This is a genomic window from Chryseobacterium sp. GM_Chr_2, from assembly GCF_026540445.1.
Lineage (GTDB): Bacteria > Bacteroidota > Bacteroidia > Flavobacteriales > Weeksellaceae > Chryseobacterium.
Map to the genome: position 1 here is coordinate 40449 of NZ_JALNUD010000013.1, position 26546 is coordinate 66994.

Sequence of the window (26546 nt, forward strand, 5' to 3'; positions counted from 1 at the left end):
TTTATTTTAGCAAATGTAATGAAAGGTTAATATTTTGAATTAAATCATTCTTTCTAAACATCAAAAATATTTTCACCAAACAATTGATTATCAGGTTTAATGTGAATCAATCGAATGAAAATTGAAATATATGCGATAATTCATCAAAATTTAATTTGTATAAGTGAAAATTATTCATAGTTTTGTGAAATATTGATACGATTCTAAAAACATAACACGTTTCCATTTCATTTTATCAAATTTGATAAAAAATCAGCATTTTTAATCTTAAATTAAATAGCTGTCTTTACCCAACGGGCCAGATGATATTGTTTCTGGTCCATTTTTATTTATTTTCTGCTGAATAGCTTTTATAATGTTACATTTGTATGAGCATTATTCTTTTAAATTAATCATTAAAATAGGATTGTAAATGGAGCTCAGACAAATACGTTATTTTCTGAAAGCGAAAGAACTTCTTAATTTCACAGAAGCTGCAAATCATTTGTTTATAAGCCAAAGTACACTTTCGCAACAGATTAAACAGTTGGAAGATGAATTGGGAATTTCTTTATTTAATAGAATTGGGAAACGAATTTCTTTAACGGAGGCGGGAATTGTGTTTGCAAAATACGCTGAAAAAAGTCTCCTGAAATCTCAGGAAGGTTTTCTTGCCATGCAGGATTTGAAGGGATCGAAAAGCGGTGAACTCAATATTGGGGTCACGTATGGCATGCGTTCTACTATGATTTCTGCTTTGATTCGTTTTTCGAAAGAATATCCCGGAGTGCGTGTAAATATTGTTTTCGCAACAACATCTGAGTTATTAAACCAGCTTCATCACATCAAATTAGATTTTATTTTAACTTTTGCGGAAGGAAATAGAGTAGAAGTGTTCAATTACACGCCGCTTTTTACCTCGCCGATGGTTTTGGTAACTGCAAAAAGTTCAGCATTCATTCATCATAAAAATATCTCTTTAGAAACGATTGCAGAATTACCTTTAGCAATGCCTACAAAAGGTTACAGCACGACAAGATACATTATGAAAGCTTTTGAGGAAAATAATCTTGAACCTAAAATTTTAATTGAAATTAATGATATTCCGGCTTTGTTGGAGCTTGTGAAAAGTGGCAACTGGAGCTCTATTTTGGCGCAGACAACCATTACCGAAAAAGATGATTTGGTAACAATTCCTATTGAAGGCGAAAACATGATTCGTACGGCGATGGTGATTTCTCTGAAAGATGCTTACGAAAAACAATCGATGAAAAATTTTTATCAATATTTAAAAATCAAATAAAAACCCCTCAAATATTGAGAGGCATGATAAAATTGACTTTATATTGAATGTAAATTCAATCGTTATTTATTATTTTCCAGCCATTTCAGACGGCGCTCGTCTGGCAAATGTTTTACTTTGAAATTTTCAAAAGTTGCCGTAAAGCCTTTTCCATCGGGGCAAGCAGCCATTAAGCCAACCATAACCGGAGAATTATCCTGTAAGTGAGCATTTCTCATCATGACATAATTTTTATCGTCAAACGAATAAAATATTTCTACCGCATCGAGTCTTCGTACGGCTTTTATCCAGACCGCAGGAGGTGTTTTCTCAAGAGTAATTACGCTCCAGTCGCTGGTTGTGTGGGTTACAACGGTGCTTAGGTTATATTTCCCGTCTACAAATTCTACTCCGGCTTTTATGTAATTCTCTTTATCGATTCTCAACATCAATCCCATTTGGTCGAATCTTGTTTTGTAATCGCCAGTTATTTTCACTTTAGCTTCAAATTCACCGCCATAAGTCGTGTAGTAAAACGGAGCATCGTCTACTGTAAAACCATAATGAGAGATCCTCCAGTAATCACTTTGAGGTGTTACAAATAGAGACAGGCTGTTGTTTTTGATTTCCCATTTTTCAGGCTCATTAAACCATGTCATTTTTTCTAAAGTCTGTGCAAAAGCGTTTTGCATTGATGCGGCGAGACAAATACTTAAAAATATGCTCTTCATTTTTTATCTAAACGTGAATTATTAACTTCGCAAAATTAAAACGAAACCTCTTCATCGTCAATACTCATAAATAACCATTTTATGGAAATATTCGAAACCTTAAATCAGACTTTATTGCACGAAAACTGTGATCCGAAGAATGAATGTCAATTAGATATAAATGTTTACAAACAGATCGCTTCTATCTACTCTCATATAGAAAATTATATTTCGGTTTTAAGTGATATGCAAGCCAATAAAAGCATTGTTTTTAAATCTAAAACAGCAATAGAACTTGGGCTGAGATTTGACGAAAATCCTACAGAGATTGATTCTATCTGGGAAGAAGAAATTTTAAGTAAAATTCATCCGGATGATAAGCTTAAAAAATATATTCACGAGATGAGATTTTTTAAACTCATGGAGGAAACAGAGCCTGAAGAAAGATCAGAATTTAATGTGGTTTCCAGAATGAGAATGAAAGACAAAAATGATGAATATCAATTTATTCAGCATAAAATGTTTTATATCTATTCTCCTTACAACGGGAAATTACGATTTGCCATTTGCCTTTACAATATAGCCTTGGAACAATCTATTGAGTTGCCATCGGAATTTTTAATCATTAATGCGGTGAAGGGTGAAATTGTAGCAGAAGATAAATTGAATTATAAAAATATTCTTTCTCAAAGAGAGTTGGAGGTTTTAAAATTTGTTGGGGAAGGCTTCACGAGCAAGGAAATCGCAGGAAAATTATGTATCAGTATCAATACAGTAAGTCGACATCGTCAAAATATTTTAGAAAAATTAAAAGTAAAGAATTCTATCAAAGCATTTAAAGAAATTTCTTTAAAATAAACAGGATATCACTTCAATATCACATTTTAGAGATTTATTTAAAATTCTTGAAAATATTAATAATTAAATAGTTGTTTAATTGAAAAATGAGGGTGTTCTTTACGTCAATTTTACTGCATTTTTATAGTTCTTGATGAATAATATTAATATGTTTAAACGATGAATTTTATTAGAGTTAAATTGATTTTTAAAGCTAAATTTTAAACTCAATACATAATTCTAATATTAATTTTTCATCAACAAAGTTTAATCCTAAAAAAACAGTGCTTTTATTTCCTATTTAAACGATTGGATTTATTGAAATCTATAACGTATTGATTTATAATTTGAAAAATTTTCTAAATAAATATCAAACTTTAGGGAAATATTAATTAATAATGTTAAAATATTGAAGGCATAATAAATTTTCATGAAAAATAACACCTCATCAATGTGAAATAATACTATATTTGTTCTCTAAACAACTAATAAAGATTAAGGATGAGTATTGACTTTACTACGGCTACTTTTAGGGATTTTGAGAATATTCCGGAGCATAATATTTCTCAAAGAGCAGAGATTTTTTATGAATTTTTGAATTACATGAAATCCAACGGACACATGAATTACAGATTGCAAAATACCACGGGTACCAATTCTGTAGTAAATGTAGACATCGAAAACGAAAAGAGAGATTATGTGAGCTTTGTTTCGAGCGATTATTTAGGATTTACACAGCATCCTAAAGTGAAACAGGCGGCAATAGATGGGATTCAGAAGTATGGAACCGGAACGGGGGCGACACCGCTTATCGGAGGATATTTTACTTACCACAATGCGTTGGAAGAAAAAATTGCGTCTTTCTTTGGAAGAAAACAGGAAGAAGCGGCAATTTTTACTACGGGATATACGGCCAATAGTGCGACTTTGCAAGTTTTAATGCAAAAAGAAGATTTGGCTATTTTAGACATGGCGGTACATGCAAGTGTACATGAGGGATGTGCTTTTACCAACAAAAAAACGTTTCCTCACAACAATTTGGAAGCTTTGGAACACATTTTGAAGACATCTGAGAATCTGTACCGTACCAAGCTGGTCATAGTAGACGGCGTGTATTCACAAGATGGTGATACATCTCATATCAAAGAAATTTATAACTTAGTAAAAAAGTATAATGCATTCTTAATGGTAGATGATGTACACGGAGTAGGGATTTTAGGAAAAACGGGAAGAGGAACTTTAGAAGATGCAGAAATGTTGAATAAAGTGGACATTATTACCGGTACCTTTAGTAAAACTTTTGGTAACTTAGGAGGATATGTAATTGCGGATAAAAAAATTGCTGCCATTTTGAGATTTCAGTCTCGTCAGCAAATTTTCTCAGCAACAGCACCTCCCTCTTCATTAGGGATCATTAAGGCAATTGAGCTTATTGATGAAGAACCGGAATGGAGAGAAAAACTTTGGTGGAATATTAATTATTTCAAAAAAGGATTAAATGACTTAGGTTTGGATACAGGAATCACGTGTTCTGCAATTATTCCTGTAAAAATTGGGGATCCGCATGTAACAGGTGATGTAGGAAGACTACTAATTGAAAAAGGTGTGTATACCAACCCGATTTTGTATCCTGCCGTACCAAGAAAAGATGCCCGTATCAGGATGAGCGTAACGGCCAGACATGAGAAAGAGCATCTTGATAAAACGCTTAATGCGTTTGAAGATATCAACAATAAATTGCATATTGCAAAAAAATAATAATATATGCCTAGAAAAGTAGTGCAAGGCCCGATTAGGGATAAAGAAAAAACGAAGCAAAAGTTATTGGCTGCAGTTGGAAAAATTTTAAGAGTGAAGGGTTACTCCGGTCTTAAAGTTAGCAAAATTGCAGCCGTAGCAGGCTTCGACAAAAAACTTATTTATGAGTATTTCGGAAGTACCGAAAAATTAATTGATGAATACATCAGATCTCAGGATTACTGGAGTAAAATTAATGAAGGGATTGAGGTAGATTTATCAGACGGTGGTCAGGAACTTTCAAAATTAGCAGTATTAAATCAGTTTGAAAGTCTTAAAAAGAATAAAGAACTTCAGAAAATTATTCTTTGGGAGCTTTCCGAAAGTAAACCTATTTTAAGAAAATTAGTAGATCAACGTGAGGAAGCAGGAGGTATGTTATTCGAACATATTACCGATCCTCATTTTGGCGAAAAAGCAACAAGATTCAGAGCTATTATGGCTTTAATTATTTCTGGTGCTTACTACTTAAATCTTTATACAGGCTACAATGCTAATAAATTCAACGGAATTGATCTGAAAACAGATGAAGGACGTGCTGAAATTGAAAAAGCTATTGTAGAGCTGATTGATTTTGCTTATCAAAAATAAATGATGAATAAAAATTTTCCAGATTGGTCAGAATTTAAGTGTTTAATAGTAATTTGAAAATTTAAAATTTTTAAATTAGAACTATATTTCTTATTTTTGACCAATGGAAAATTTTATTGTATCTGCTAGAAAATATCGCCCCCAGGAGTTTGACACTGTTGTGGGACAATCTCATATTACAGATACTCTAGAACATGCCATTGAAGAAAATCAGCTGGCGCAGGCTTTGCTGTTTTGCGGTCCTCGTGGAGTAGGGAAAACTACTTGTGCGAGAATCTTGGCAAGAAAGATCAATGAAAAAGATGGTTCTGTTTCAGAAGATGGTTTCGCTTACAATATTTATGAACTAGATGCTGCTTCGAATAACTCAGTTGATGATATTCGTGAACTAATTGATCAGGTGCGTTTTGCTCCTCAGGTCGGTCAATACAAAGTATATATTATAGATGAGGTTCACATGTTGTCTTCTGCGGCTTTTAATGCTTTCCTTAAAACATTAGAAGAACCGCCTGCTCATGCCATATTTATTTTGGCAACCACTGAAAAGCATAAAATTATTCCTACGATTCTTTCACGATGCCAGATTTATGATTTTAAAAGAATTGTCATTGAAGACATTCAGAATCATTTAAGAAATATCGCTCAGAAAGAGAATATTCAGTATGAAGATGATGGTTTATATCTGATTGCCCAAAAAGCAGATGGCGCATTAAGAGATGCCCTTTCAATATTCGACAGACTTTCCACCTTTTCCCAAAAGAATATTACGCTGGCAAAAGCTGCCGAAGTTTTAAATATTCTGGATTATGATCAATATCTGAAAGTGGTTGATCTCGCCAAGGAAAATAAAATTCCGGAAGTTCTTTTTGCCTTCAATGAAATCGTGAAGAAAGGTTTCGATCCTCATATCTTTATTGCAGGTTTAGGAAATCATTTCAGAGATTTGATGATGGCTCAAAATACTTCAACCATAGAGCTGATCGAAGTTGGAGAAAAAACAAAGGCTAAATTTGTTGAGCAGAGTCAGAAATGGAGCCCGCAACAACTCATCGATGCAATTGAAATCTGCAACCATGCGGACATCAATTATAAAAACTCCAAAAACCCAAGACTTACAGTTGAGATTGCTTTAATGCAATTGGCTTCTTTGACGGCTAATTCAGACGTTACAAAAAAAAAAAGTTCCTGATATTAGCTCCGTTTCTTAACGAAGCGAAGGAAGTGAAGCTTCCAAAACCAGAAGTAAAAAAGGAAGTTCAAGCTGAAAAACCAGTTTCAGTTGCTGCGGAAACAGTTCAGGAAGTTGCGATTAAAAAAACAACTTCAAAACCTTTATCAAAACCTGGCATTTCATCAGGGTTCAGTATCAATTCTTTTTTAACAAAAGATGAAACAGTGACTGTCAAAGATGAATCACTGGCTGTAAAGACTGAAAATTTACCTCAAAATCATTTTACCGAAACCGATCTTCAGATGGAGTGGAATTTGTTTTTAAAACAGATTCAATTCAAGGCATCTTTTATTTTTAATGCAATAAAGGGTTTTAAACTGATCAAGATCGACGAAAAAAATATTCAGGTTCTATATCCTTCAGATTCTGCAAAAGTAGAGTTTGACAAGATTAGCGGAGAGTTTTTTAATCATTTTAAAAGAAAGGTTCAAAACTACACCATTGAAATTAATTACAAAAGAGATTTTGAAAATTTAAAGGTGGAAGTAATGACCAAAAGGAAGATTTTTGAAAAACTGATCGAAAAAAATCCATTATTAAAAGATTTAGATGATCTAATGAAGTTTGACTTATCATAATTTTTTATATATTTGTCAAATATTTGTACGAAAAATCATTTTTCGGCAATAATAAAACAATTGAAAAGCCCGTAAATAGGAGATTCACAATATAAAAGTGGAAACAACTACTACACATAAGTCTAATGTAAACCTTTTTGGTTTTGAAACTGCTAATTATTTTAGCGGTTATTTTAGCTTTTCATTTAGTTATTTTAGAAATTTCAGAAATTATTACCGATTTTATTGGTACTGCAGCTGAATTTCTTTCCAAAAAATAATACAGGAATAATAGAAGGTTCTCTTTAATTTCCTACTTCCATTAAAAATTTTTAACGGCATTTTTTGAAAAGAATTATAAATTAAATTTTATAATCCTGATCTCTATTGATATTATTTAACCACAAAAAAAATAGAATTTAAGAATATGAACTTACAAGATTTAAACAACGATTGGATCAATGAGTTTTCAGAACCATTGATGATTGCAGGACCATGTAGCGCGGAAAGTGAAGCTCAAATGTTGGAGACTGCCAAAAGAATTAAAGAAACCAATGCACAGGTACCTATTTTCCGTGCAGGAATCTGGAAACCCCGTACAAAACCGAATGGGTTTGAAGGAGTAGGAGTAATTGGTTTGAACTGGCTAAAAAAAGTGAAGGAGGAGTATGGTTTCAAAACAGCGACGGAAGTTGCGAATGCGCACCATGTTTTTGCAGCGTTGGAAGCAGATGTTGATATTCTTTGGATCGGAGCGCGTTCTACCGTGAATCCTTTCACTGTTCAGGAAATTGCTATGGCTTTGAGAGGAACAGATAAGCCTGTTTTTGTTAAAAACCCGGTAAACCCAGATTTAGCGCTTTGGATTGGTGCTTTGGAAAGGCTTTTGGGGCAGGATATTAAAAAATTAGGAGCAATCCACAGAGGTTTCTCAACATACCAAAAAACTAAATACAGAAACAACCCGAATTGGCAGATTGCTTTGGATTTTAAGAGCCAGTTCCCGAATATTCCTATGTTGATCGATCCTTCTCACATTTGTGGAAACAGAACAGGATTGGCAGATGTTACGCAGGAAGCAATGAACGTTGGTTACCAAGGTGCTATCATTGAAACACATTGTAATCCTGATGAGGCATGGAGTGATGCTTCACAACAGATTACACCAGAAGTTTTGGCAGAATTGATCGGGAATTTAAAGATCAGAAATGCAGGAATTGCAGGTTTTGATGATGAAATGGGAAGACACAGAACGCTGATTTCTGATTTGGATTTCCAACTGATTGAACTGCTTTCTCAAAGAATGAAAATTTCAGGAAAAATCGGTAAGCTGAAGAAAGAAAATGACATTGCGATCTTCCAGCCGGAACGTTGGAAAGTGATCACAGAATACGCTGATCAGAAAGCAATAGAAACAGGAATGTCTCAGGAATTTATCGAGAAAGTGTTTAAAGCAATTCACGAAGAATCTATTGAGGTTCAGAATAATATTATGATCAATGAATAATTAGTTTAGAGGGTTTTAGAGTTTGACAGTATGAGTGTTTGAGGTTTTTTTCAAGTATTTAATTTATTGTTTTTGCGGTTTATATAGATGTTTGTCTAATTTTATCTAAAAAAACTAAAGCAAAATTAAGTATCACTAACACAAGATAATATATTCCCAAACTCTCTGACTCTTCAACTCTAAAACTCTCCAACTCAACTAAAGCTCTCCAACCTAAAATTCCTTATATTTGCAGCATCTTAATATATGAAAGGAAAAATCATTAAATCTACGGGAAGTTGGTATCAGGTTTTAGAATTGGAAACCCAGAAAATTTTCGAGGCCAGAATTCGGGGGAAATTCAAATTAATAAAAACAAGACTTACCAATCCGCTTGCTGTAGGAGATTTTGTGGAATTTCAGCTGGAACAGGATGATATTGCCTGGATCACGAAAATTGATCCTCGGAGAAATTATCTGATCAGAAAATCTGTAAACCTTTCAAAAGAAGCACACATTATTGCTTCTAATATTGATTTGGCTTGCTTTATTTTCACCTTAAAACATCCAGAAACATCTCTCGGTTTTCTTGATCGTTTTTTAGCATGTTGTGAAGCTTATAATATTACTCCATTGATTTTATTCAACAAAATCGATGTTTTACACGAAGAAGAAATTGAAATTGTAAAAGATGTAGAATTTCTTTATCAGCAAATTGGCTATGACTCTTTAGAGATTTCGTCTTATTCAAGGTTGAATTTAGATCAGCTTCAGGAACTTCTGAAAGATAAAACTTCTGTGTTTTTCGGGCATTCAGGATGCGGAAAATCAACATTAGTGAATGCTTTACAACCTGATTTGAACCTGAAAACTTCTGAAATTTCAGATACTCATTTAAAAGGAAAACACACCACAACATTTGCGCAAATGCACTTCTGGGATTTTGGAGGAAATGTAATTGATACTCCAGGAGTTCGTGAATTTGCCATGATTGACATCGAAAAAGAAGAAGTACAGCATTATTTTCCTGAAATTTTCAAAAAGAGAGAAGAATGTAAATTTCATAACTGCCTTCACATCAATGAACCGAAATGTGCTGTTCTTGATGCTTTGGAAACTGGAGAAATCCAGCATTCGAGATACGCAACGTATATTAAGTTGATGGATGAAGCTGAAGAAGCAGCTCAAAAATAATATATGATGAATTCGGGAAAGCCTATTCCTGTTCACAACCTGTCTTATCAGGATTTTCAGCTGACGACCTTAGAAAATGGTTGTGCTGAAAACTTTAATGATATTCACCGTCATAATTTTTATGAAATCCTTTGGTTTTTAGAAACTCAAAAAGACAGTTCGCTTGAATTGGATTTTGAAAAGTGTTATCTTATTGATAATCAAATCTGTATATTGGCTGCCGGACAGGTTTTCAATATGAAGCTGCAAGGAGAGAAGGGGTATGTTTTTGCTATAAGCAAAGAGATTTTTCAGGAGATTTGTGATGTTGAAATGGTTTTGATTGACGGAATTAAGCCTTTTCAGCTTCCTTTAAAAGTTAAAAATACCTGCGAATCATTGGTTGCTCTCATGGAAAAAGAATATCACGATGAGTATCGCATGAATCTTTTGACATCTTATCTAAAATCTTTTTGTATCGTTATCACAGGTGAATTATTATCACAGGAAAATATTTCGGGTGATAAACAAAGAATCCAGGAATTAATTAAACTTATAGAAGAGCATTATCTTGTTGAAAAAGAAACTCCGTTTTACGCAAAAAAACTTAGCATCAGTTCGCATCATCTTAATGATATTGTTCGTTTGGGAAGAGGGACAACGGTGAAGAAGATGATTGCCCAGAGATTGTTGCTGGAAGCGAAAAGAGAGCTTAGTTTTGGCACTTGTACGGTAAAAGAGATTGCATTTAAATTAGGTTTTAATGACGCTTCTTACTTTTCACGTTTCTTCAAAAAACACATTGGTAAAAGTCCTGAAAGTTTTAAGTCAGAAAAATAATAAATACTTTATTGAATTGATCATTGAGGTGGATTTTACTATTGAGTCAAATTTTATTAATATTTTTTCTTTAAATAATAATCCTCACTTTGTACTAGGATCTCTTCAGTTTCTTTATTGAATCATCTTCTTTTTTATAAGAATTTTGCCATCGAAAATTCCACTTTTTGGATAAATGTATCGATTTAAAAATTTTTTATGAGGAACCTTAGTATTATTGTATTTATTTTAGCTCTTTTAAACACATTAGAATCTTTGAGTATCGACCTGTATCTTCCTGCTTTTCCGAGTATGGCAAAGATTTTCTTGACCGACATCGGGCATATACAGATCTCGATTTCTATATTTTTTGCAGGTTTTGCCATCGGTCAACTTTTGTGGGGACCATTATCCGACAGGAAAGGAAGAAAACCAATGTTATATTTTGGGCTTTTGCTGTTTATTTTCGGAGCGGTTGCGATTATTTTTACTAAAAATATTTATGTATTATGGATCATGCGTTTCATCCAGGCTTTTGGCGGAAGTGCGGGAATTGTGATTGGACGTGCCATTGTAATTGATTTGTATGACAAAGAAAAAGCAGTCACTGTATTTTCCAAGCAATCTCAAATCAGCGGAATTGCACCTATTGTCGCTCCTTTATTGGGCAGTGTCTTCCTGAGATTTTGGGGCTGGAACAGTGCATTTACCTTTCTGAGTATTTTGGGTGCCTTAACTTTATTGTTGGTTGTAAAATTTGTTCCTGAAACGAATTCTAAGATCACATCACCTAAAATAGAGACGGATGAAGTAAAATTAGCAGATCAGTTAAAAATCATTATTTCAAACCGCGAATTTATCTGTAATACCATTATCGGAAGTATTGCCTTCGCGTCTTTAATCATCTATATTTCAAATGCTCCTTTATTGTTCATGGAAATTCATGGTTTTGCCAGCGAAACGTTCAGCTTTATTTTTGCCTTCAATTCGATGGCGCTTATTCTAGCGGCTTATATGACTCCGAAATTAACGAAGAGAATTATGAATACCAAACTGTTGTTATTTGCTTCTATTGTGTTGTTTTCAATGAGCAGCCTTCATTTATTGGTTTCAATAAATAATTTAAGTGTAGGATTAGAAATAGCGGTTTTATTTCTTTCATTAATAGCTATTGGTTTACTTTTTCCACTTACGACAGCACATGCATTATCTCCGTTTAAAGAAGGAAGAGGAACGGCGGCTGCTTTAATGGGTTTTATGCAGCTAATGGTTACGTTTCTAATTTCTGCTTTGGTTGGTTTTTTAGAGTCAAAATCAATTATGCCGATGATCATTGCCCGAATTGCCATTTCAATGATTGCAGTATATTTTGCCTATCTTATTTTTTCGAGACAAAAAGTGGTGGCATAAATAGTGACATCGAGGTTGATTAATTTAATGATTTGGCAGGATAAATTAATTTTAAAATTTATTCATATTTATCTTATTGATTGAATTTGAAACAATGGTTTGTTGAAGTTCTAAAAGTTGTAGGGTTTTATTGAAAAGTATGAAAAGAATCTTCTGAAATGCCTATCAATAAAAAACCCAGCCGAAGCTGGGTAAAAACTAATAACCATGAAAACTCAAATTAAACATGAGAATCGAATTAGAAGAAACAATTACTGTGCCAAACTTTTGTTCATGATTTCTTAATAAAAGTTATTTTTATGTTAAAATTATTTTAAAATTAAAATCAAAGATATTTTTTGTAATTTTGCGGCATTAAAAAAATATACATTTATGTCTAACATTACATTTACAATGATTAAGCCTGATGCAGTTGCTGACGGACATATCGGAGCTATTTTAGGGAAGATTTCTGAAGGAGGTTTTAAGATCAAAGCGTTAAAATTAACTCAATTGACTGTAGCTGATGCAAAAAAATTCTATGAAGTTCATGCTGAAAGACCATTTTATGGTGAATTGGTAGAATTCATGAGTTCTGGACCAATCGTTGCTGCTGTTTTGGAAAAAGAAAACGCTGTTGAAGATTTCAGAACATTAATCGGAGCTACAAACCCTGCTGAAGCTGCTGAAGGAACAATCAGAAAAATGTTTGCAAGAAGCATCGGAGAAAATGCTGTTCACGGTTCAGATTCTGACGAGAACGCACTTATCGAAGCTCAATTTCACTTTTCAGGAAGAGAGATTTTCTAAGAAAAACAAACTTCAAAATATAAAAACCGTAGAATTTTCTACGGTTTTTCGTTTATAAATTATTCTCGATCGCACCTACTTTTTCTCGGTATAGCTCAAGCGGTTTATCAAGCAAAACGGCAATAATCTTCATATTTTTATCCAGTCTTTCTTTAGGAATATCAATGTAAATTATTCCCGGTCTGTCGCTCCAATACAGTTTATTATAAATTTTATGGTTGATAATCGAACCTTCTCCTACAATGCGAATTCGGGCAATTCCGTTTTTTATTCCTTTCAAAGCAATCGGTCCGGTTGGCGTACCTTCCACAAATAAATATACCGTTTGTTTGTCCTTCGAAAGCGTACTCATCCCTGAATAATGTCCATTTGGTAATCCTTTTTCGGTTTTAAATAAGGCTTCTGCATTTTTACTAAGCCAATTAAAGGTTTCCGAATTCATTTTTGAGGTTTTATTGATTTTCATATCCAGCCCATCACTCGTCAAACCTGAATTATTAAACATATTATTCCCTTCATGCAATTGATCGGCAATTTCATAAACAGCTTCTTTTGTATTGTTGTTTTCTAAAGCTTCAGAAAGTGACCGCTGATCTTTTTTAGGATTTGAAAATTGAAGTTTATCCTTACAATCAATTTCCAAAACGGTAACATCCTGATCAAACTTTGAATTTGTTAGATTAAATGTGTAATTTCCTTTATTATCAGGTTTAAAATTGATTTTTAAATTTTGATCACCGATAATTTTCGCTGAAAGTGGAGGAGTGTCTAAACCATAAATTTTAACAAATTCTTTTGCTTCTTCAAGATAAAGGAATAATTTTTTACCATCTTTTGAGAATGAAGATTTTCCTTTATAATTTTCAAACGGTAATCCGCGTCGGGTTCCGTAGATCGCTTCTTTATTTTTTGATGTCCATCTTGCTAAATTCTGTAAAATTTCAACTTGCTTTGTCGGAATTGTACCATCAGATTTCGGACCGATATCCAATAGTAAATTTCCACCCATACTAATGACATCTGCGAGCGTTCTCACAATCATGTTTGGTGTTTTATAGTTGTCATCAAACGGCTGATAACCCCAAGAATCATTCATGGTGTAACACAATTCCCAATATTCACTTTGAGGATTTACAACAGGAATTCCCTGCTCTGGAGTTTCGTAATCACCATGCGTATTGAGTCTGGAATTAATAATAATATTTGGATTAAATTTTCTTAGATTTTCTAGCGTTTTCGGAGCCTGCCATTCTTCGGAAGTGTGTTCCCAATCGCCGTCAAACCACAATAAATCGGGTTTGTATTGAGAGGAAAGTTCGTTGAGTTGCCCTTGATAATAATTAACAAATTTTTGCCATCGCGCATTATCATTTTTAATTTCGTAGCGTTTTTTTGTTCTGGTATTTACGTCATAATAAGGATGACTCCAATCCGGAAGTGAAAAATAAAGTCCTGTTTTTAACCCTGATTTTTTTAATTCTGAAATAAAAGGAGTTAAAACATCTTTTTTTACCACAGAATTTTTAGGAATTGAAATCGCTTTTTCCTCTTTCGTATTCCAAAGAGAAACGCCGTCATGATGTTTTGTCGTAATCACGGCATATTTCGCCCCTGAATTTTTTATCAGCTGAACCCAATTTTCCGGTTGATATTGTGAAGCCGTAAAACCATTCAACTGTTTCATATAATTATCATGGTTGATGTAATTGTTGAAAAACGACCATGATTCTGAAATTCCATCAACTGAATAAATTCCCCAATGGATAAAAATTCCCAGTTTGGCATCTTGAAACCATTCCATTTTTTGTTGATCGAACGATGTTTTTTGACCATTTATATTTTGGAATGATAAAAATAACCCTAATAAACTAACTGTAATTTTGCCTTTCATTTATGCTTTATTTACCAGACTAAAATAAGCAAACGCTATCAAAATTTTAATTTTAAATGTAACGATTTATTTAAAATCGCAAAAAGAGTGTCATTTTAATGTTGAAATTGAATTATATTTAGCAATAGTATTCATTCGGTTTAGTATTTTAACTTAATTGAAAATTGGAATACTTCTTGCAATTATTCACAGAAAAACAATTTATGAAAATTCCAACATTATTAATGGCGAGTTTGGTTACAGTAAGCCTGTCGGCACAAACCATGAAACCTGTTGCAAAAAAAGGTAAAAAAGTGGTAAAAAAAGTAAAAACCGCTGAGACTCCCAAAGCACAACCGGCACAGCCTATCGCCAAAAAAGATACTGTAATACACCGCTCAGGATATTGCCCTGCCTGCGGAATGGGATAATTTATGAAACCACATTTAGGATTGGCAATGATGGCGGAGGCAGATTTTGTTTCTGCTATTCTACCCTTGTTGCAAAGTAATGAAATTGATGTGTTGGAATGGTCTTTTGATACATCTTATAATGCTGATGAACCCGACTGGCTAAACGAATTACTTGATTTTTATTCTGAGAATAATCGTTTAATAGGTCACGGTGTTTATTATTCTTTATTCGATGCGAAATGGACTGATCGACAGGAAGATTGGCTTAAAAAGTTAAAATCAGAAACTCAAAAGCGTCATTATAATCATATTACGGAGCACTTTGGGTTTATGAATACGGAAAATTTTCATCAGGGAATTCCGTTGCCGATTTCTTTGCATCAAAAAACATTACAAATAGGAAAAGATAGACTTTCAAGATTGCAAGATGTTTTGAATGTTCCTGTAGGTATAGAAAATCTTGCCTTTTCTTTTTCTATTGATGATGTAAAAGAGCAGGGTGAGTTTTTAGAAAAATTAATTGAAGATATTGATGGCTTTCTAATTTTGGATTTGCATAATATATATTGTCAGGCTCATAATTTTGATGTTGATATTCAGGATTTAATCAATTCTTATCCTTTAGACAAAGTAAAAGAAATTCATCTTTCTGGCGGAAGTTGGCAGAAAAGTGTGTATGGGAAAGAAAAGTTGATTAGAAGAGATACGCATGATGACGCAATTCCTGAAGAACTTTTTAATGTTTTGCTTTATGTTTTTTCGAAATGTAATAATGTAGAATATGTCATTATTGAGCGATTAGGAAATACGATAACGACAGGGATTGAAAAGGAAAATTTCTTTGATGATTTTAAGAAGGTTCGCGAAATAATGAATGTTTCAGATTTTCAGTTGAATTCAAAAAAATGGAATAAACCTGATTTATCATTAACGGAACCTTTGGAAGATCTATCCTTATATAAAGAGCAGGTACTTCTTACTAAAATGCTGTTTGAAAATGAAAAACCGGAACTGATAAAAGAATATCCTTTTTCTTATTTTAATACAGAAAATTGGGATTTAGAAATGCTTAATACAGCTAGAAATATTATAAAAAAATGGAATCCGTATTAAGCTAAATGGTATTTTGCCTAGATTATTTTTGTTAAATTGAATGAAATCAAGCAATTAGTTTATTTTACTTTATTAATTATAGAATTCCATTATATTTTATTTTAATAAAAGTATCCGTATTTCTACGGAATCTAAAATCCGTATTTCTACGGATGTTTAATCTATAAATTATGTAGACCTTTACATCAGCATTAGACAAGGGAAATTTAAGCATTTCAAGTCTTCAAAAAACTAATAACCACGATTGCTGAGATTTTCTAAGGGAAAAAGGTAGCCTTTTGGCTGCCTTTCTTTGTCTAAAAAGTATGTGGAAGTAAATTTGCCGATATTTTTTACATTTTAAATAAATTCTCAACATCTTTCATATCTGAATTTTCAAATCATTTCACTATTTTTGGATCATGATTAAAGCAAGAAATATCCATAAATCTTATGGGAATTTAGAGGTATTAAAAGGGGTTGATATTCATATCAAAACGGGAGAGGTGGTTTCTATCGTCGGAGAATCGGGAGCTGGAAAATCTACGCTGTTGCAGATTTTAGGAACGCTTGATTTACCAAGTAATTCTAAAAAATTTGATACCGAAATCGAGATCAACGGAAAATCTTTCATCAATATGAATGATAAACAACTTTCTAAATTCAGAAATGAAAATATAGGATTTGTGTTTCAGTTTCATCAATTGCTTCCGGAATTTACGGCGCTGGAAAACGTTTTGCTTCCAACAAAAATTGCTGGATCTAATGAAAAAGAAGCGATTGAGAAGGCTTATGCTTTGTTTGAAGATTTAAAAATCGAGCAGAGAATTCATCATAAACCCAATCAGTTATCGGGTGGTGAAGCGCAAAGAGTGGCGGTTGCAAGGGCTTTAATCAATTCGCCGAAAATTATTTTTGCAGATGAACCGACCGGAAACCTTGATTCTAAAAATGCAGATGATTTACATCGATTATTCTTTGATTTAAGGGATAAATACAATCAAACTTTTGTGATTGTAACGCACAACCCGAATCTTGCCGAAATTACCGATCGAAAATTAGTCATGAAAGACGGAATGATTATCGAATAAAAATTTCCTAACAAATGATGAAACACTTTATTTTTTTATTTCTTTTCTTAATTTCCTGTTCGAAAATAGAATCTCAGGCGACAAATGCGTCAGATTTTTTACCAAAATCAAAAATACAGGAAATCAAAAATTATTTAAAAGGGAAAGAGTATAATCAAAATTTAGCAGTTTTCATCAATTTTAAAACACATTCTGGGAAATATCGTTATTTTGTTTACGATTTAAAAAATGATAAAATTCTCCAAAAAGCTGTTGTTGCACATGGCGAAGGTTCGGTAGTCAAAAACTCAAATGTTTTGCAATTCAGCAATACAGATGGTTCTCATCAGTCTTCTCTGGGGAAATATGAAATTCGTGAAAGTTATAATGGAAAATTCGGAAAAGCCTATCGTTTAAAAGGTTTAGATGCAACCAATAGCAATGCGATGGATCGGGCGATTGTCCTTCATTCTTATTACTGCGTTCCCGATAAAGAGTCTGCAGATTTGTCTTGTTTAAGTTTTGGCTGCCCGATGTTATCGAAAAATGCATTCAATGAAACAGCTAAATATTTAGACCAATCAAAGAAAACGATACTTTTATACGCCTTTTATTAATTCAATCCTAATTCCTGAAACCTGTTATCTTAAAAAATATGTCCATAAAATTCCTAGCCGAAGATGACCGACCCCGAGAAAAATTTTTACTGAAAGGTAAGAATTCGCTTTCTGATTCTGAGCTATTGGCAATCATCATGGGTAGCGGAAACAGGGAACAAACGGCAGTGGAACTGGCAAGAAAAATTTTGGCATCGGTTGATAACAACTGGCATCAATTGAGCTTACTTTCCATAAAAGATTTAATGAAATTCAAAGGAGTGGGCGAAGTGAAAGCTATTTCAATTGCTACGGCATTGGAAATCGGAAGACGGAGAGCCAGCCAGGAAGTGATGGAAAAACCTACTATCTCAAGCAGTAACAGCGCTTATTTGGTGTTAAAAAATCATTTGTCAGATCTAAGAACGGAAGAATTTTGGGAAATTTTTCTGAATCAAAGTAATAAAATCATTCATATTGCGCAATTAACACAAGGCGGAATCAGTCAGTCTATTGTTGATGTGAGGATTTTATTTAAAACGGCATTAGAACATTTTTCAACAGGAATTATCATTGCTCATAATCATCCTTCAGGAAATTTAAAACCGAGTAGGGAAGATATCGAGATTACCCAAAAAGTGAAAGAAGCGGGAAAACTTTTAACGATCCAGCTTTTAGACCATTTAATTATTACGCAGAATTCCTATTTTAGTTTCTCAGACGAAGGATTATTATGATTAGAAGATTGAAATACCACGAAATTGATTTCAAAAAATATACAGAATGTTTAGAAAATTCGGAACAGCGAAAATATTCAGCGACTAAAGATTTTCTGGATATTACTTCCGGAAAGCAATGGGAAATATTGGTTTATAATGATTATGAAGCGGTAATGCCGGTTCCTTTTGTAAAGAAATTTGGTTTTAAACTGGTTATCAATCCTAAACTTTGTCAGCAATTAGGTATTTTTTCAAAAGTTGATACTATAGAAATTAATGATGCTTTTTTAAATTTTTTTGAAAAGAAGTACAATATTTGGTATTATGCTTTTAATGCTGAAAATAAATTTTCTAAACAATTAAATCAGAGACAAAATTTTCTTATTTATCCCAATGATTATGAAACTGTAAGACAAAAATATTCGCCAAAAAGAAAAAGAAAATTACGGTTGGATGAAGAGGTTTTAGAAAATTCTGAAGTGCGAGAAGTGACAATGGCTGAGGCTTTTGATTTTATATCCAAGAATACAATCGGAGCAAAAGATGAGAAAGATAAAAATGAATTTTTAAAGACTTTTACGGATTTTGAAAATGCTCAACATCTTAAAATTGTTGCTTTTTTCTATCATGGAAACATCATTAATGCTATTGCTGTTTTTTCGGATGATAAAACACTTGCGCTTTTAGGAACTTTTAATGATAAAGAATATGTAAAATTATCTGGTTCTTCGGTCATTATAGATCATATTATTTCACAAAATATTCAGCATAAAATTTTTGATTTTGAAGGAAGCGAAGTTCCTGCCATTGAAGAATTTTTCCGGGGTTTTCGCCCGGAATTACAGAAATATTCTACGATTTTTAATGCTAAAAAAGATCTTTTGAAAGGATTTTTTAAATTTTATAAAAACTAATGATTCAACTAAAAAATACTGCAATCTCGGGAAAAAATAAAGCAATTGTGAAATTTGTGCTCGCGATTTATTTGTGCATCATGTCTTACTATCTTTATACTCATCAATATTATAATGCTGATATCGAAGCATATATGGGTTTGGTTTATAAGGCTAATTTTCCTGATATGAAAATTGAGGAAATTCATAAAAAAGTTTACGACGAATTAAAGCCCAAAAGACCTGAAATTACTCAAGTTGATGAAAATCGGGTAGAAGAAGCTGATGGAGAGAGTAGTTATTATAAGATTTTATCTGAAAATCCGAAAGTGTATGAAGAAGAAATTCAGTTGTTTACGGTGAAGCCATTCTATAATTTTATCAATTCTATTTTCTTTAAACTTGGGTTTAAGGCTGCTACATCTACGTTTTTAATAACTATCATTTCGTATGTTCTTATTTTAATACTAATTTTTTCTTTTCTGTTAAAAACGGTAAAAAATGACTACGTTGCTTTTGGGTTTACCATATTAATATCCTTGTTTAAGCCACTTTTAGATGCGTCTCGTCATGCAACACCAGATGGTTTGTCTTGTTTGCTTTTACTGTTAAGTTTTTATTTTGTGGCAATAAAAAGAAACCTGTTCATAGCTACTATTGTTGGTATTTTGTGTATTTTAACAAGACCGGAATACTTTATTTTTTACAGTTTTTTATTAGGAATACTTTATATTTTTAGATCTGATTTTAATTTTAAAGCTAAAGAAATTGTATTTGCATTTGTGTATTTTGCTTTAACTTTTGGAATTATCCAGTATTTTAACCAAATTTCATGGTCTGTATTGTTTATGAATCAGTTTACTAAAGTTCAATTGTATCCTATTTCAAATCCTGATGCCTTTAATTTTGGAGAATATTTAGCCTGTATAAAAAGTAAATTATTAATAGAATTTAATACTTCATACTTCCCATTATTATTAATTTTCATTATTTTAATTCTTGATTATAAATTAATTTTAAATAAAAACAGAAAGGCGTTTATTTTTCTAAGTTTGTACGCTGCGATTTATATCACTGTATTTGTGAGGTTTATCATGTTTCCGAGTTTGGTAACAAGAATGATGGTTGGTTTTTATCTGATTATCATTTTATCTTTAATTACATACCAAAGCTCTAAATCACAAATAATAGATAAGACAGCATAGAAATTATAAAATTATCATTAATTTTGCACATCAAATTATGGCTAGCTTTTCAGGATATCTACCGTATGCATTCGCATTAATTATCGCAATACCTTTTCTGGTTTTGCTGAGACAGTTTGTACATTCTTACATCACGCTTAAAAATCAGGAAATAAAGCTTCTTTCCGTAAAGTCGAACTCCGAAAACAAAGCGAAAGCTTATGAAAGGATGACACTTTTTATGGAGAGAATAAAACCTTCTAATCTGGTTCAGAGGTTTGATAAAGAACTGGCCGTTCACGAATTTATTTTCCTTACAGAAAAAACCATTCATGATGAATTTGAATATAATTCTTCTCAACAGCTGTATTTAACAAAAAATTCGTGGCAGAATATTGTTGATTCTAAATTGGCGGTGATCGATTTGCTTCACAAAACTTATGAAGGAATGAACAGCAATGCAAGTCTTGAAGAATTTAAAACAGTTTTTATCGTAAATTATATGAATAGTGATGATTATATCGCTTCAACGATGGAAAACCTTAGAAGAGAAATTTTAATAGTTGCATAAACTAAACGTAAAAAATAAATAGATATAATGATTCCAAATTTTAAAGCACATCCGTGGCACGGAATTTCTGCAGGAGAAGATGCGCCAAATGTTGTAAACGTATTCGTGGAAATCGTTCCTTCAGATACGATTAAATATGAAGTAGATAAAGAAACCGGGTTTTTGATGGTTGACAGACCTCAGAAGTTTTCTAACATTATCCCGGCATTATACGGTTTCGTTCCAAGAACATATTGCGATACGGCGGTAATGAATTTAGCGATCGAAAGAGGCGCTACAGACGTTACAATGGGAGATCACGATCCGTTAGATATCTGTGTTTTGAGTTCTCACAATATTCATTCAGGAGGTTTGTTGATGAAAGCTATTCCAATCGGGGGTTTCAAAATGATCGACGATGGTGAAGCAGATGATAAGATCGTTGCAGTAATGATTGGCGACCACGCTTTCGGACATTTCAGAGATATTACAGAATTGCCTGAAGCTGAAGTGAAACGATTAATGCACTATTTCTTGACGTACAAAAACTTACCAGATGAACCTGCAAAATGCAGAATTCAGGAGGTTTACGGAGCAGAACACGCTAGAAAAGTGATCCAGGCTTCACAAGAAGACTATGCGAATAATTACGGAGGATAATATTCTTTGTTTTATGATATTAAAAGGATAAATGAATTCTTCGTTTATCCTTTTTTTATTTTTTAAGGTAATATCTACAAATACTTTTTCTCAACCTCTCAAACACTCCAACACTAAGCCACTCCAACACTCAAGCCTAATAGGAGCTATTTCCCGCTTTCCGCACTCGCTATTTTTTTTTGGTTCGGCGCGGCAGCGAAGCTGCCGCGCCGAACCAAAAAAAATGAGCTCAAACAAATGCTGCAATCGCGGCTAGGAATTTAGTCATCAATTAAAACGGAGGAAATAAATTCCATATTTCTCAAGAAAAATATACTTTAAACAAACTAAAAAGGATAATAAAATAGAGTAATCATTTGTGAAAAATTCGTGGCAAATAAAAGAAAGATATACACCTTTAAATTTTATCACAGATAAAATCCTTGCGCCTTAAAAATATGCCACAAATAAAAAAATCCTTGTGCCTTTGTGATCGACCAACAAAAAATCTATAAACTAAAAACCATCAACTAAATCCATTTTGCTTAAGCGTTTAAGTGTTAATTTCGAATAACTTAGATTTAAACTTAACATAATCCTGAAAATTATTCATTATATTTAATATTATATTACCAAAAAAATATTAAACTATGGATCTATTCTTTTTAGTGCCAATTTTTGGTGTCATTGCCCTGCTTTATACATTTCTTCAAAGCAATTGGGTAAATAAGCAGAATGCCGGAAATGAAAAAATGAAACTGATCAGCGGACATATCGCTGACGGAGCGATGGCTTTTCTAAAGGCCGAGTACAAAGTCCTCATGTATTTCGTAATTATTGTAGCCATACTTTTGGCAGTGATGGGAATGAGCAATGATAATTCTCATTGGAGCATCGGAATTGCTTTTATAGTCGGAGCCATACTTTCCGCTCTCGCAGGTTTCATCGGAATGAAAATCGCAACAAAAGCGAATGTAAGAACCGCCGAAGCAGCAAAAACTTCACTTTCTCAAGCGCTTAAAGTTTCTTTTACAGGAGGTTCTGTAATGGGAATGGGCGTTGCCGGATTAGCCGTTTTAGGTTTAGGAGCTTTATTTTTAATCATCAAACAAATCTTTGCGCCAGATGCCACAGTAGATTCTCATGAAATGGAAAGAACAATCGAAATCTTAACCGGATTTTCTTTAGGAGCAGAATCAATCGCGCTTTTCGCAAGAGTAGGTGGTGGAATTTATACCAAAGCAGCCGATGTCGGAGCCGACCTGGTTGGAAAAGTAGAAGCCGGAATTCCGGAAGATGATCCTCGAAATCCAGCGACAATTGCGGATAATGTAGGAGATAACGTGGGAGATGTTGCAGGAATGGGCGCAGATTTATTCGGTTCTTATGTGGCAACAGTTTTAGCAACAATGGTTTTGGGCAGAGAAACGATTTCCGAAGATTCTTTTAGCGGTTTCGCACCCATTCTTTTACCAATGATGATTGCCGGTACCGGAATTATCTTTTCCATTATAGGAACTTTATTTGTCAGAATCAATGATAACGATGGTTCATCGACTTCAAGTGTTCAAAATGCTTTAAATCTGGGAAATTGGGGAAGTATTGTTATCACGGCAATTGCTTCTTATTTTCTCGTCAATTATATTTTGCCTGAATCAATGGTTTTGAGAGGTCATGAATTTACTAAAATGGGCGTTTTCGGAGCGATTATGGTAGGTTTAGTGGTCGGGACTTTAATGAGCATCATTACAGAATATTATACAGCCATGGGGAAAAGACCTGTTTCGAGTATTGTAAGGCAGTCTTCCACAGGTCACGCGACCAATATTATAGGCGGACTATCCGTGGGAATGGAATCAACTTTACTTCCAATCATCGTTTTAGCAGGAGGAATTTACGGTTCTTACCTATGTGCAGGATTGTATGGAGTTGCCATTGCCGCAGCAGGAATGATGGCAACCACAGCAATGCAATTAGCAATCGATGCTTTCGGCCCGATAGCAGATAATGCAGGCGGAATTGCTGAAATGAGTGAATTACCAAAAGAAATTCGTGAAAAAACAGATATTTTAGATGCAGTAGGAAATACAACTGCAGCTACCGGAAAAGGCTTTGCGATTGCTTCTGCAGCATTAACAGCTCTAGCATTATTCGCAGCCTTTGTAGGCATTGCAGGAATCGACGGAATTGATATTTACAGAGCCGATGTTTTAGCCGGATTATTTGTTGGCGGAATGATTCCTTTTATTTTTTCATCATTGGCGATTACGGCAGTCGGACAGGCTGCCATGGCGATGGTAGAGGAAGTTCGCAGGCAGTTTCGTGAAATTCCGGGAATTTTAGAAGGAAAGGCTCAGCCTGAATATGAAAAATGTGTCGCTATTTCAACCGATGCTTCGATCAAAAAAATGATGCTTCCGGGAGCTATTGCTATTATTTCTCCTTTGTTGATCGGGTTTATTTTCGGACCGGAAGTTTTGGGCGGATTTCTAGCAGGAGCAACCGTTTGCGGTGTTTTGATGGGAATGTTCCAGAATAATGCAGGCGGTGCCTGGGATAATGCTAAAAAATCATTTGAAAAAGGTGTCGATATCAACGGACAGACTTATTACAAAGGTTCAGAACCACATAAAGCATCAGTAACAGGCGATACGGTGGGCGATCCGTTCAAAGATACTTCTGGGCCTTCAATGAATATTTTAATTAAGTTAATGTCGATTGTGTCTCTGGTGATTGCTCCAACTTTAGCAGTTTTACATAAAGACAAAATTGAAGCGAACAGACAGGCAAAAATTGAAAGTTTAACAGGTGTTCAGGTAAGTTCTGCGGATCACGTTGATGGTAATGGAATGGTAGAACCTCAAAATATTTCAAGAGAAAATGCCAAAGGTCATCTCAATGAAAGCGGTGATTTTTTTTACGAAACCGGAAAAGAGCAGAAGATCAAGCTGAAAAACGGAAAGATGGTGATAATTGGTGAATCTAGCCAGTTGTACTCTCTTTATAATGCGATTAAGAAAAAAGATCAATCGATTATCGATCCCAATAAATGGTTTACGATTGAAAATCTTTATTTTGAAACTGGTTCCGGAGATTTGAAAGCGGGTTCCGAAATTCAGTTAATGAATCTTGCGGAGATCATGACGGCTTATCCTGATGTAAAGATCAAATTAGGCGGTTATACAGACGATACGGGTAATGAAGAAGGAAATCAGTCTTTGTCTAATTTAAGAGCACAAACAGTCAAATTAAAGCTTTTAGAATTAGGAATTGCAGGCGAGAGGATAGAAGCGGAAGGATATGGTTCTCAACATCCCGTTTGTCCGGCGAATGATACCGATGAGTGTAAAGCGAAAAACCGAAGAATTGATGTACGGGTTTTAGCTCTCTAAAGTCAATTTAAAATGTTGAAAAGCACTGCGTTTCGCGGTGCTTTTTTATAATCAAATATCTGCGTAATTTCCTAAATCTGCGAGACAAAAATATAGAAAGTAATTATTTTAAAGATTTTTCCTTAAATGTTCTAACGCCTGAATTATCACTTCATCTTTTTTAGCGAAACTAAAACGTATATAATCAGAGTTTTGTTTAGAATTATAAAACGCAGAAAGTGGTAAACAGGCTACTTTCTTTTCAATCGTCAGCCATTTTGAAAATTCAACATCAGATTTTGTTTTTGATACAGCCCTGAAATTAACGATCTGAAAAACAGCCCCCTCACATTGCTTTTCAACAACTAAAGGCATCTCTTTTATCATTTCATTAAAAATATCACGCTTTTTCTGCATTAAGATTTGATTTTCAGAAGGATCGTATATTTCTAAATATTTAGCAATAGCATACTGTCCTGGAGCATTGGCGCTGTAGGAAATGTATTGCTGATGGCATCTGAATTTTTTCGTCAGTTCTTCACTGGCGAGTAAATAGCTTACTTTCCAGCCGGTTGCATGAAACATTTTACCAAAAGAAAAAATACAAAATGTTCTTTTTTTTAGTTCAGGATGAAGATAAGAGCTGTAGTGCGTGGCACCATCATAGTAGTAAATGTCATAAATTTCTTCAGAAATAAGATAAATTTCGCGATCTTTAATCAATTCATACAATTTTTCCCAGTCAGATTTTGTCCAGATTTTTCCTGTTGGATTTTGAGGTGAATTTACAATAATAGCTTTTGTCTTTTCAGATATGCAGTTTTCCAACAAATCCCAATGAATAGCAAAATCATTTTCAAGATTATAATAAACCGGAATTCCACCATTCATAACAATAGATGGAGCATAAGTATAATATGAAGGTTGAATTATAATTACTTCATCTCCTTGATTTAAAATAGATTTAAGCGAAGTATATAAAGCAAAAGTAGAACATGGAACGATAGTCACTTCCTCTTCCTGAATCGATAAACTGTTTTCCCTTTTTAGATTATAATCCACAATACTTTTTATTAAAAGCGGGTTTCCGGCAAGAGGTTCGTAATTGTGATGATTAAGATCAGCGGCTTCTTTTAAATATTCTCTCAAGCGATCATCGATGTCAAAATCGGGTAAACCTAATGACAAATCGAAACTATTGTGTTTCGAAGCCAATTCCGCCATTTCGGTGAAAAAAGTATAATGATTGAATCCGTAAATATTTTCCATATCCTTTGCAATGGTATCAAATATAATGAAAATTAGTATTCAAAATATTTAGAAGAATATAATTTAAATTGATTGGTTATTAATGGTTTTTAAGTTGTTTTTCAGTGAATTTATCTAAATATCTTAAAAAATATTCAGTCTATGTAAAAATATTATGTACCACATTTTAAAATTTTAGCCCAAAATGGTATGCTTTTCGTTTTGATGATTTTAAGTTTT

Annotated in this window: 24 protein-coding genes; 21 read left to right on the forward strand and 3 right to left on the reverse strand. The window is 33.5% G+C overall.

The window, feature by feature from the left end:
• Positions 1-412 precede the first annotated feature (412 nt).
• Positions 413-1282: a LysR substrate-binding domain-containing protein gene (locus OXQ85_RS17675; protein ID WP_267406198.1), complete on the forward strand. Its 870-nt coding sequence runs from the start codon at positions 413-415 to the stop codon at positions 1280-1282.
• Between the two features lie 62 nt (positions 1283-1344).
• Here the strand turns inward: OXQ85_RS17675 and OXQ85_RS17680 are convergent, their stop codons facing one another.
• Positions 1345-1992, reverse strand: a complete 648-nt coding sequence (locus OXQ85_RS17680; protein WP_267406199.1) for a DUF1349 domain-containing protein — start codon at positions 1990-1992, stop codon at positions 1345-1347.
• 81 nt (positions 1993-2073) lie between these two features.
• Between OXQ85_RS17680 and OXQ85_RS17685 the strand changes: the two genes are divergently transcribed.
• From OXQ85_RS17685 to OXQ85_RS17730, 10 genes are all read left to right on the forward strand, one after another.
• Entirely contained in the window at positions 2074-2829 is a 756-nt protein-coding gene (locus OXQ85_RS17685) for a helix-turn-helix transcriptional regulator (RefSeq protein WP_267406200.1), read from the forward strand.
• Between the two features lie 480 nt (positions 2830-3309).
• Complete coding sequence (locus tag OXQ85_RS17690; RefSeq protein WP_267406201.1) at positions 3310-4566, forward strand: aminotransferase class I/II-fold pyridoxal phosphate-dependent enzyme; 1257 nt, start codon at positions 3310-3312, stop codon at positions 4564-4566.
• Positions 4567-4572: 6 nt separating this feature from the next.
• The gene (locus tag OXQ85_RS17695; protein ID WP_267406202.1) at positions 4573-5196 is read left to right on the forward strand and encodes a TetR/AcrR family transcriptional regulator; all 624 of its coding nucleotides are present in this window, start codon (positions 4573-4575) and stop codon (positions 5194-5196) included.
• A gap of 103 nt (positions 5197-5299) precedes the next feature.
• Positions 5300-6385 (forward strand): DNA polymerase III subunit gamma/tau, encoded by a 1086-nt coding sequence (gene dnaX / locus OXQ85_RS17700; protein ID WP_267406203.1) that lies wholly within the window; start codon positions 5300-5302, stop codon positions 6383-6385.
• Positions 6386-6417: 32 nt separating this feature from the next.
• Positions 6418-7005 carry a hypothetical protein gene (locus OXQ85_RS17705; RefSeq protein WP_267406205.1) on the forward strand — a complete coding sequence of 196 codons (588 nt, stop codon included), beginning with the start codon at positions 6418-6420 and terminating at the stop codon, positions 7003-7005.
• A 406-nt stretch (positions 7006-7411) separates the two neighbouring features.
• Positions 7412-8491 (forward strand): chorismate mutase, encoded by a 1080-nt coding sequence (locus OXQ85_RS17710; RefSeq protein ID WP_267406207.1) that lies wholly within the window; start codon positions 7412-7414, stop codon positions 8489-8491.
• 246 nt (positions 8492-8737) lie between these two features.
• A complete protein-coding gene (rsgA, locus tag OXQ85_RS17715) occupies positions 8738-9664 on the forward strand; it encodes a ribosome small subunit-dependent GTPase A (protein ID WP_267406209.1) in 927 nt (308 codons plus the stop codon).
• A 3-nt stretch (positions 9665-9667) separates the two neighbouring features.
• A complete protein-coding gene (locus OXQ85_RS17720; protein ID WP_267406211.1) occupies positions 9668-10483 on the forward strand; it encodes a helix-turn-helix domain-containing protein in 816 nt (271 codons plus the stop codon).
• Positions 10484-10681: 198 nt separating this feature from the next.
• On the forward strand, positions 10682-11872 hold the full coding sequence (locus tag OXQ85_RS17725; RefSeq protein WP_267406213.1) for a multidrug effflux MFS transporter: 1191 nt from the start codon (positions 10682-10684) through the stop codon (positions 11870-11872).
• A gap of 372 nt (positions 11873-12244) precedes the next feature.
• Positions 12245-12661: a nucleoside-diphosphate kinase gene (locus OXQ85_RS17730; protein WP_266175093.1), complete on the forward strand. Its 417-nt coding sequence runs from the start codon at positions 12245-12247 to the stop codon at positions 12659-12661.
• A gap of 52 nt (positions 12662-12713) precedes the next feature.
• On the opposite strand, the gene OXQ85_RS17735 is transcribed toward OXQ85_RS17730, so the two are convergent.
• Entirely contained in the window at positions 12714-14552 is a 1839-nt protein-coding gene (locus OXQ85_RS17735; RefSeq protein WP_267406214.1) for an alpha-L-fucosidase, read from the reverse strand.
• A gap of 203 nt (positions 14553-14755) precedes the next feature.
• Here OXQ85_RS17735 and OXQ85_RS17740 point away from each other — a divergent pair, with 203 nt between their 5' ends.
• The 10 genes from OXQ85_RS17740 (at position 14756) to OXQ85_RS17785 (ending at position 25079) form a co-directional block, all read left to right on the forward strand.
• Positions 14756-14962: a hypothetical protein gene (locus OXQ85_RS17740; RefSeq protein WP_267406215.1), complete on the forward strand. Its 207-nt coding sequence runs from the start codon at positions 14756-14758 to the stop codon at positions 14960-14962.
• Between the two features lie 3 nt (positions 14963-14965).
• On the forward strand, positions 14966-16057 hold the full coding sequence (locus OXQ85_RS17745) for a DUF692 family multinuclear iron-containing protein (RefSeq protein WP_267406217.1): 1092 nt from the start codon (positions 14966-14968) through the stop codon (positions 16055-16057).
• Positions 16058-16458: 401 nt separating this feature from the next.
• Positions 16459-17127: an ABC transporter ATP-binding protein gene (locus tag OXQ85_RS17750; RefSeq protein WP_267406218.1), complete on the forward strand. Its 669-nt coding sequence runs from the start codon at positions 16459-16461 to the stop codon at positions 17125-17127.
• A gap of 14 nt (positions 17128-17141) precedes the next feature.
• Positions 17142-17723, forward strand: a complete 582-nt coding sequence (locus OXQ85_RS17755; protein ID WP_267406219.1) for a murein L,D-transpeptidase catalytic domain-containing protein — start codon at positions 17142-17144, stop codon at positions 17721-17723.
• 38 nt (positions 17724-17761) lie between these two features.
• Positions 17762-18439, forward strand: coding sequence for a DNA repair protein RadC (gene radC, locus OXQ85_RS17760; protein ID WP_267406220.1), 678 nt, complete (start codon positions 17762-17764; stop codon positions 18437-18439).
• Positions 18436-19335, forward strand: coding sequence for a hypothetical protein (locus tag OXQ85_RS17765; protein ID WP_267406221.1), 900 nt, complete (start codon positions 18436-18438; stop codon positions 19333-19335). Before radC ends, OXQ85_RS17765 begins: the two co-directional genes overlap by 4 nt.
• Positions 19335-20519: a hypothetical protein gene (locus OXQ85_RS17770; RefSeq protein ID WP_267406222.1), complete on the forward strand. Its 1185-nt coding sequence runs from the start codon at positions 19335-19337 to the stop codon at positions 20517-20519. The genes OXQ85_RS17765 and OXQ85_RS17770 overlap by 1 nt, the downstream gene beginning before the upstream one ends.
• Positions 20520-20556: 37 nt before the next feature.
• Positions 20557-21069: a hypothetical protein gene (locus tag OXQ85_RS17775; protein WP_267406223.1), complete on the forward strand. Its 513-nt coding sequence runs from the start codon at positions 20557-20559 to the stop codon at positions 21067-21069.
• A gap of 27 nt (positions 21070-21096) precedes the next feature.
• Positions 21097-21708, forward strand: a complete 612-nt coding sequence (locus OXQ85_RS17780) for an inorganic pyrophosphatase (RefSeq protein WP_267406224.1) — start codon at positions 21097-21099, stop codon at positions 21706-21708.
• Between the two features lie 629 nt (positions 21709-22337).
• A complete protein-coding gene (locus OXQ85_RS17785; protein ID WP_267406226.1) occupies positions 22338-25079 on the forward strand; it encodes a sodium-translocating pyrophosphatase in 2742 nt (913 codons plus the stop codon).
• A 108-nt stretch (positions 25080-25187) separates the two neighbouring features.
• On the opposite strand, the gene OXQ85_RS17790 is transcribed toward OXQ85_RS17785, so the two are convergent.
• Entirely contained in the window at positions 25188-26327 is a 1140-nt protein-coding gene (locus tag OXQ85_RS17790) for an aminotransferase class I/II-fold pyridoxal phosphate-dependent enzyme (protein WP_267406227.1), read from the reverse strand.
• Positions 26328-26546 lie beyond the last annotated feature (219 nt).

Excerpts from the sequence above, each read along its gene's own strand:
- OXQ85_RS17675 (WP_267406198.1), top strand. The coding sequence starts at position 413 with ATGGAGCTCAGACAAATACGTTATTTTCTGAAAGCGAAAGAACTTCTT.
- radC (WP_267406220.1), top strand. The coding sequence starts at position 17,762 with ATGTCCATAAAATTCCTAGCCGAAGATGACCGACCCCGAGAAAAATTT.
- OXQ85_RS17755 (WP_267406219.1), top strand. The coding sequence starts at position 17,142 with ATGATGAAACACTTTATTTTTTTATTTCTTTTCTTAATTTCCTGTTCG.
- OXQ85_RS17750 (WP_267406218.1), top strand. The coding sequence starts at position 16,459 with ATGATTAAAGCAAGAAATATCCATAAATCTTATGGGAATTTAGAGGTA.
- OXQ85_RS17790 (WP_267406227.1), bottom strand. The coding sequence starts at position 26,327 with ATGGAAAATATTTACGGATTCAATCATTATACTTTTTTCACCGAAATG.
- OXQ85_RS17775 (WP_267406223.1), top strand. The coding sequence starts at position 20,557 with ATGGCTAGCTTTTCAGGATATCTACCGTATGCATTCGCATTAATTATC.
- OXQ85_RS17765 (WP_267406221.1), top strand. The coding sequence starts at position 18,436 with ATGATTAGAAGATTGAAATACCACGAAATTGATTTCAAAAAATATACA.
- OXQ85_RS17785 (WP_267406226.1), top strand. The coding sequence starts at position 22,338 with ATGGATCTATTCTTTTTAGTGCCAATTTTTGGTGTCATTGCCCTGCTT.
- OXQ85_RS17745 (WP_267406217.1), top strand. The coding sequence starts at position 14,966 with ATGAAACCACATTTAGGATTGGCAATGATGGCGGAGGCAGATTTTGTT.
- dnaX (WP_267406203.1), top strand. The coding sequence starts at position 5,300 with ATGGAAAATTTTATTGTATCTGCTAGAAAATATCGCCCCCAGGAGTTT.
- OXQ85_RS17680 (WP_267406199.1), bottom strand. The coding sequence starts at position 1,992 with ATGAAGAGCATATTTTTAAGTATTTGTCTCGCCGCATCAATGCAAAAC.
- OXQ85_RS17695 (WP_267406202.1), top strand. The coding sequence starts at position 4,573 with ATGCCTAGAAAAGTAGTGCAAGGCCCGATTAGGGATAAAGAAAAAACG.
- OXQ85_RS17730 (WP_266175093.1), top strand. The coding sequence starts at position 12,245 with ATGTCTAACATTACATTTACAATGATTAAGCCTGATGCAGTTGCTGAC.
- OXQ85_RS17735 (WP_267406214.1), bottom strand. The coding sequence starts at position 14,552 with ATGAAAGGCAAAATTACAGTTAGTTTATTAGGGTTATTTTTATCATTC.
- OXQ85_RS17725 (WP_267406213.1), top strand. The coding sequence starts at position 10,682 with ATGAGGAACCTTAGTATTATTGTATTTATTTTAGCTCTTTTAAACACA.
- OXQ85_RS17740 (WP_267406215.1), top strand. The coding sequence starts at position 14,756 with ATGAAAATTCCAACATTATTAATGGCGAGTTTGGTTACAGTAAGCCTG.
- rsgA (WP_267406209.1), top strand. The coding sequence starts at position 8,738 with ATGAAAGGAAAAATCATTAAATCTACGGGAAGTTGGTATCAGGTTTTA.
- OXQ85_RS17770 (WP_267406222.1), top strand. The coding sequence starts at position 19,335 with ATGATTCAACTAAAAAATACTGCAATCTCGGGAAAAAATAAAGCAATT.
- OXQ85_RS17710 (WP_267406207.1), top strand. The coding sequence starts at position 7,412 with ATGAACTTACAAGATTTAAACAACGATTGGATCAATGAGTTTTCAGAA.
- OXQ85_RS17685 (WP_267406200.1), top strand. The coding sequence starts at position 2,074 with ATGGAAATATTCGAAACCTTAAATCAGACTTTATTGCACGAAAACTGT.
- OXQ85_RS17780 (WP_267406224.1), top strand. The coding sequence starts at position 21,097 with ATGATTCCAAATTTTAAAGCACATCCGTGGCACGGAATTTCTGCAGGA.
- OXQ85_RS17720 (WP_267406211.1), top strand. The coding sequence starts at position 9,668 with ATGATGAATTCGGGAAAGCCTATTCCTGTTCACAACCTGTCTTATCAG.
- OXQ85_RS17690 (WP_267406201.1), top strand. The coding sequence starts at position 3,310 with ATGAGTATTGACTTTACTACGGCTACTTTTAGGGATTTTGAGAATATT.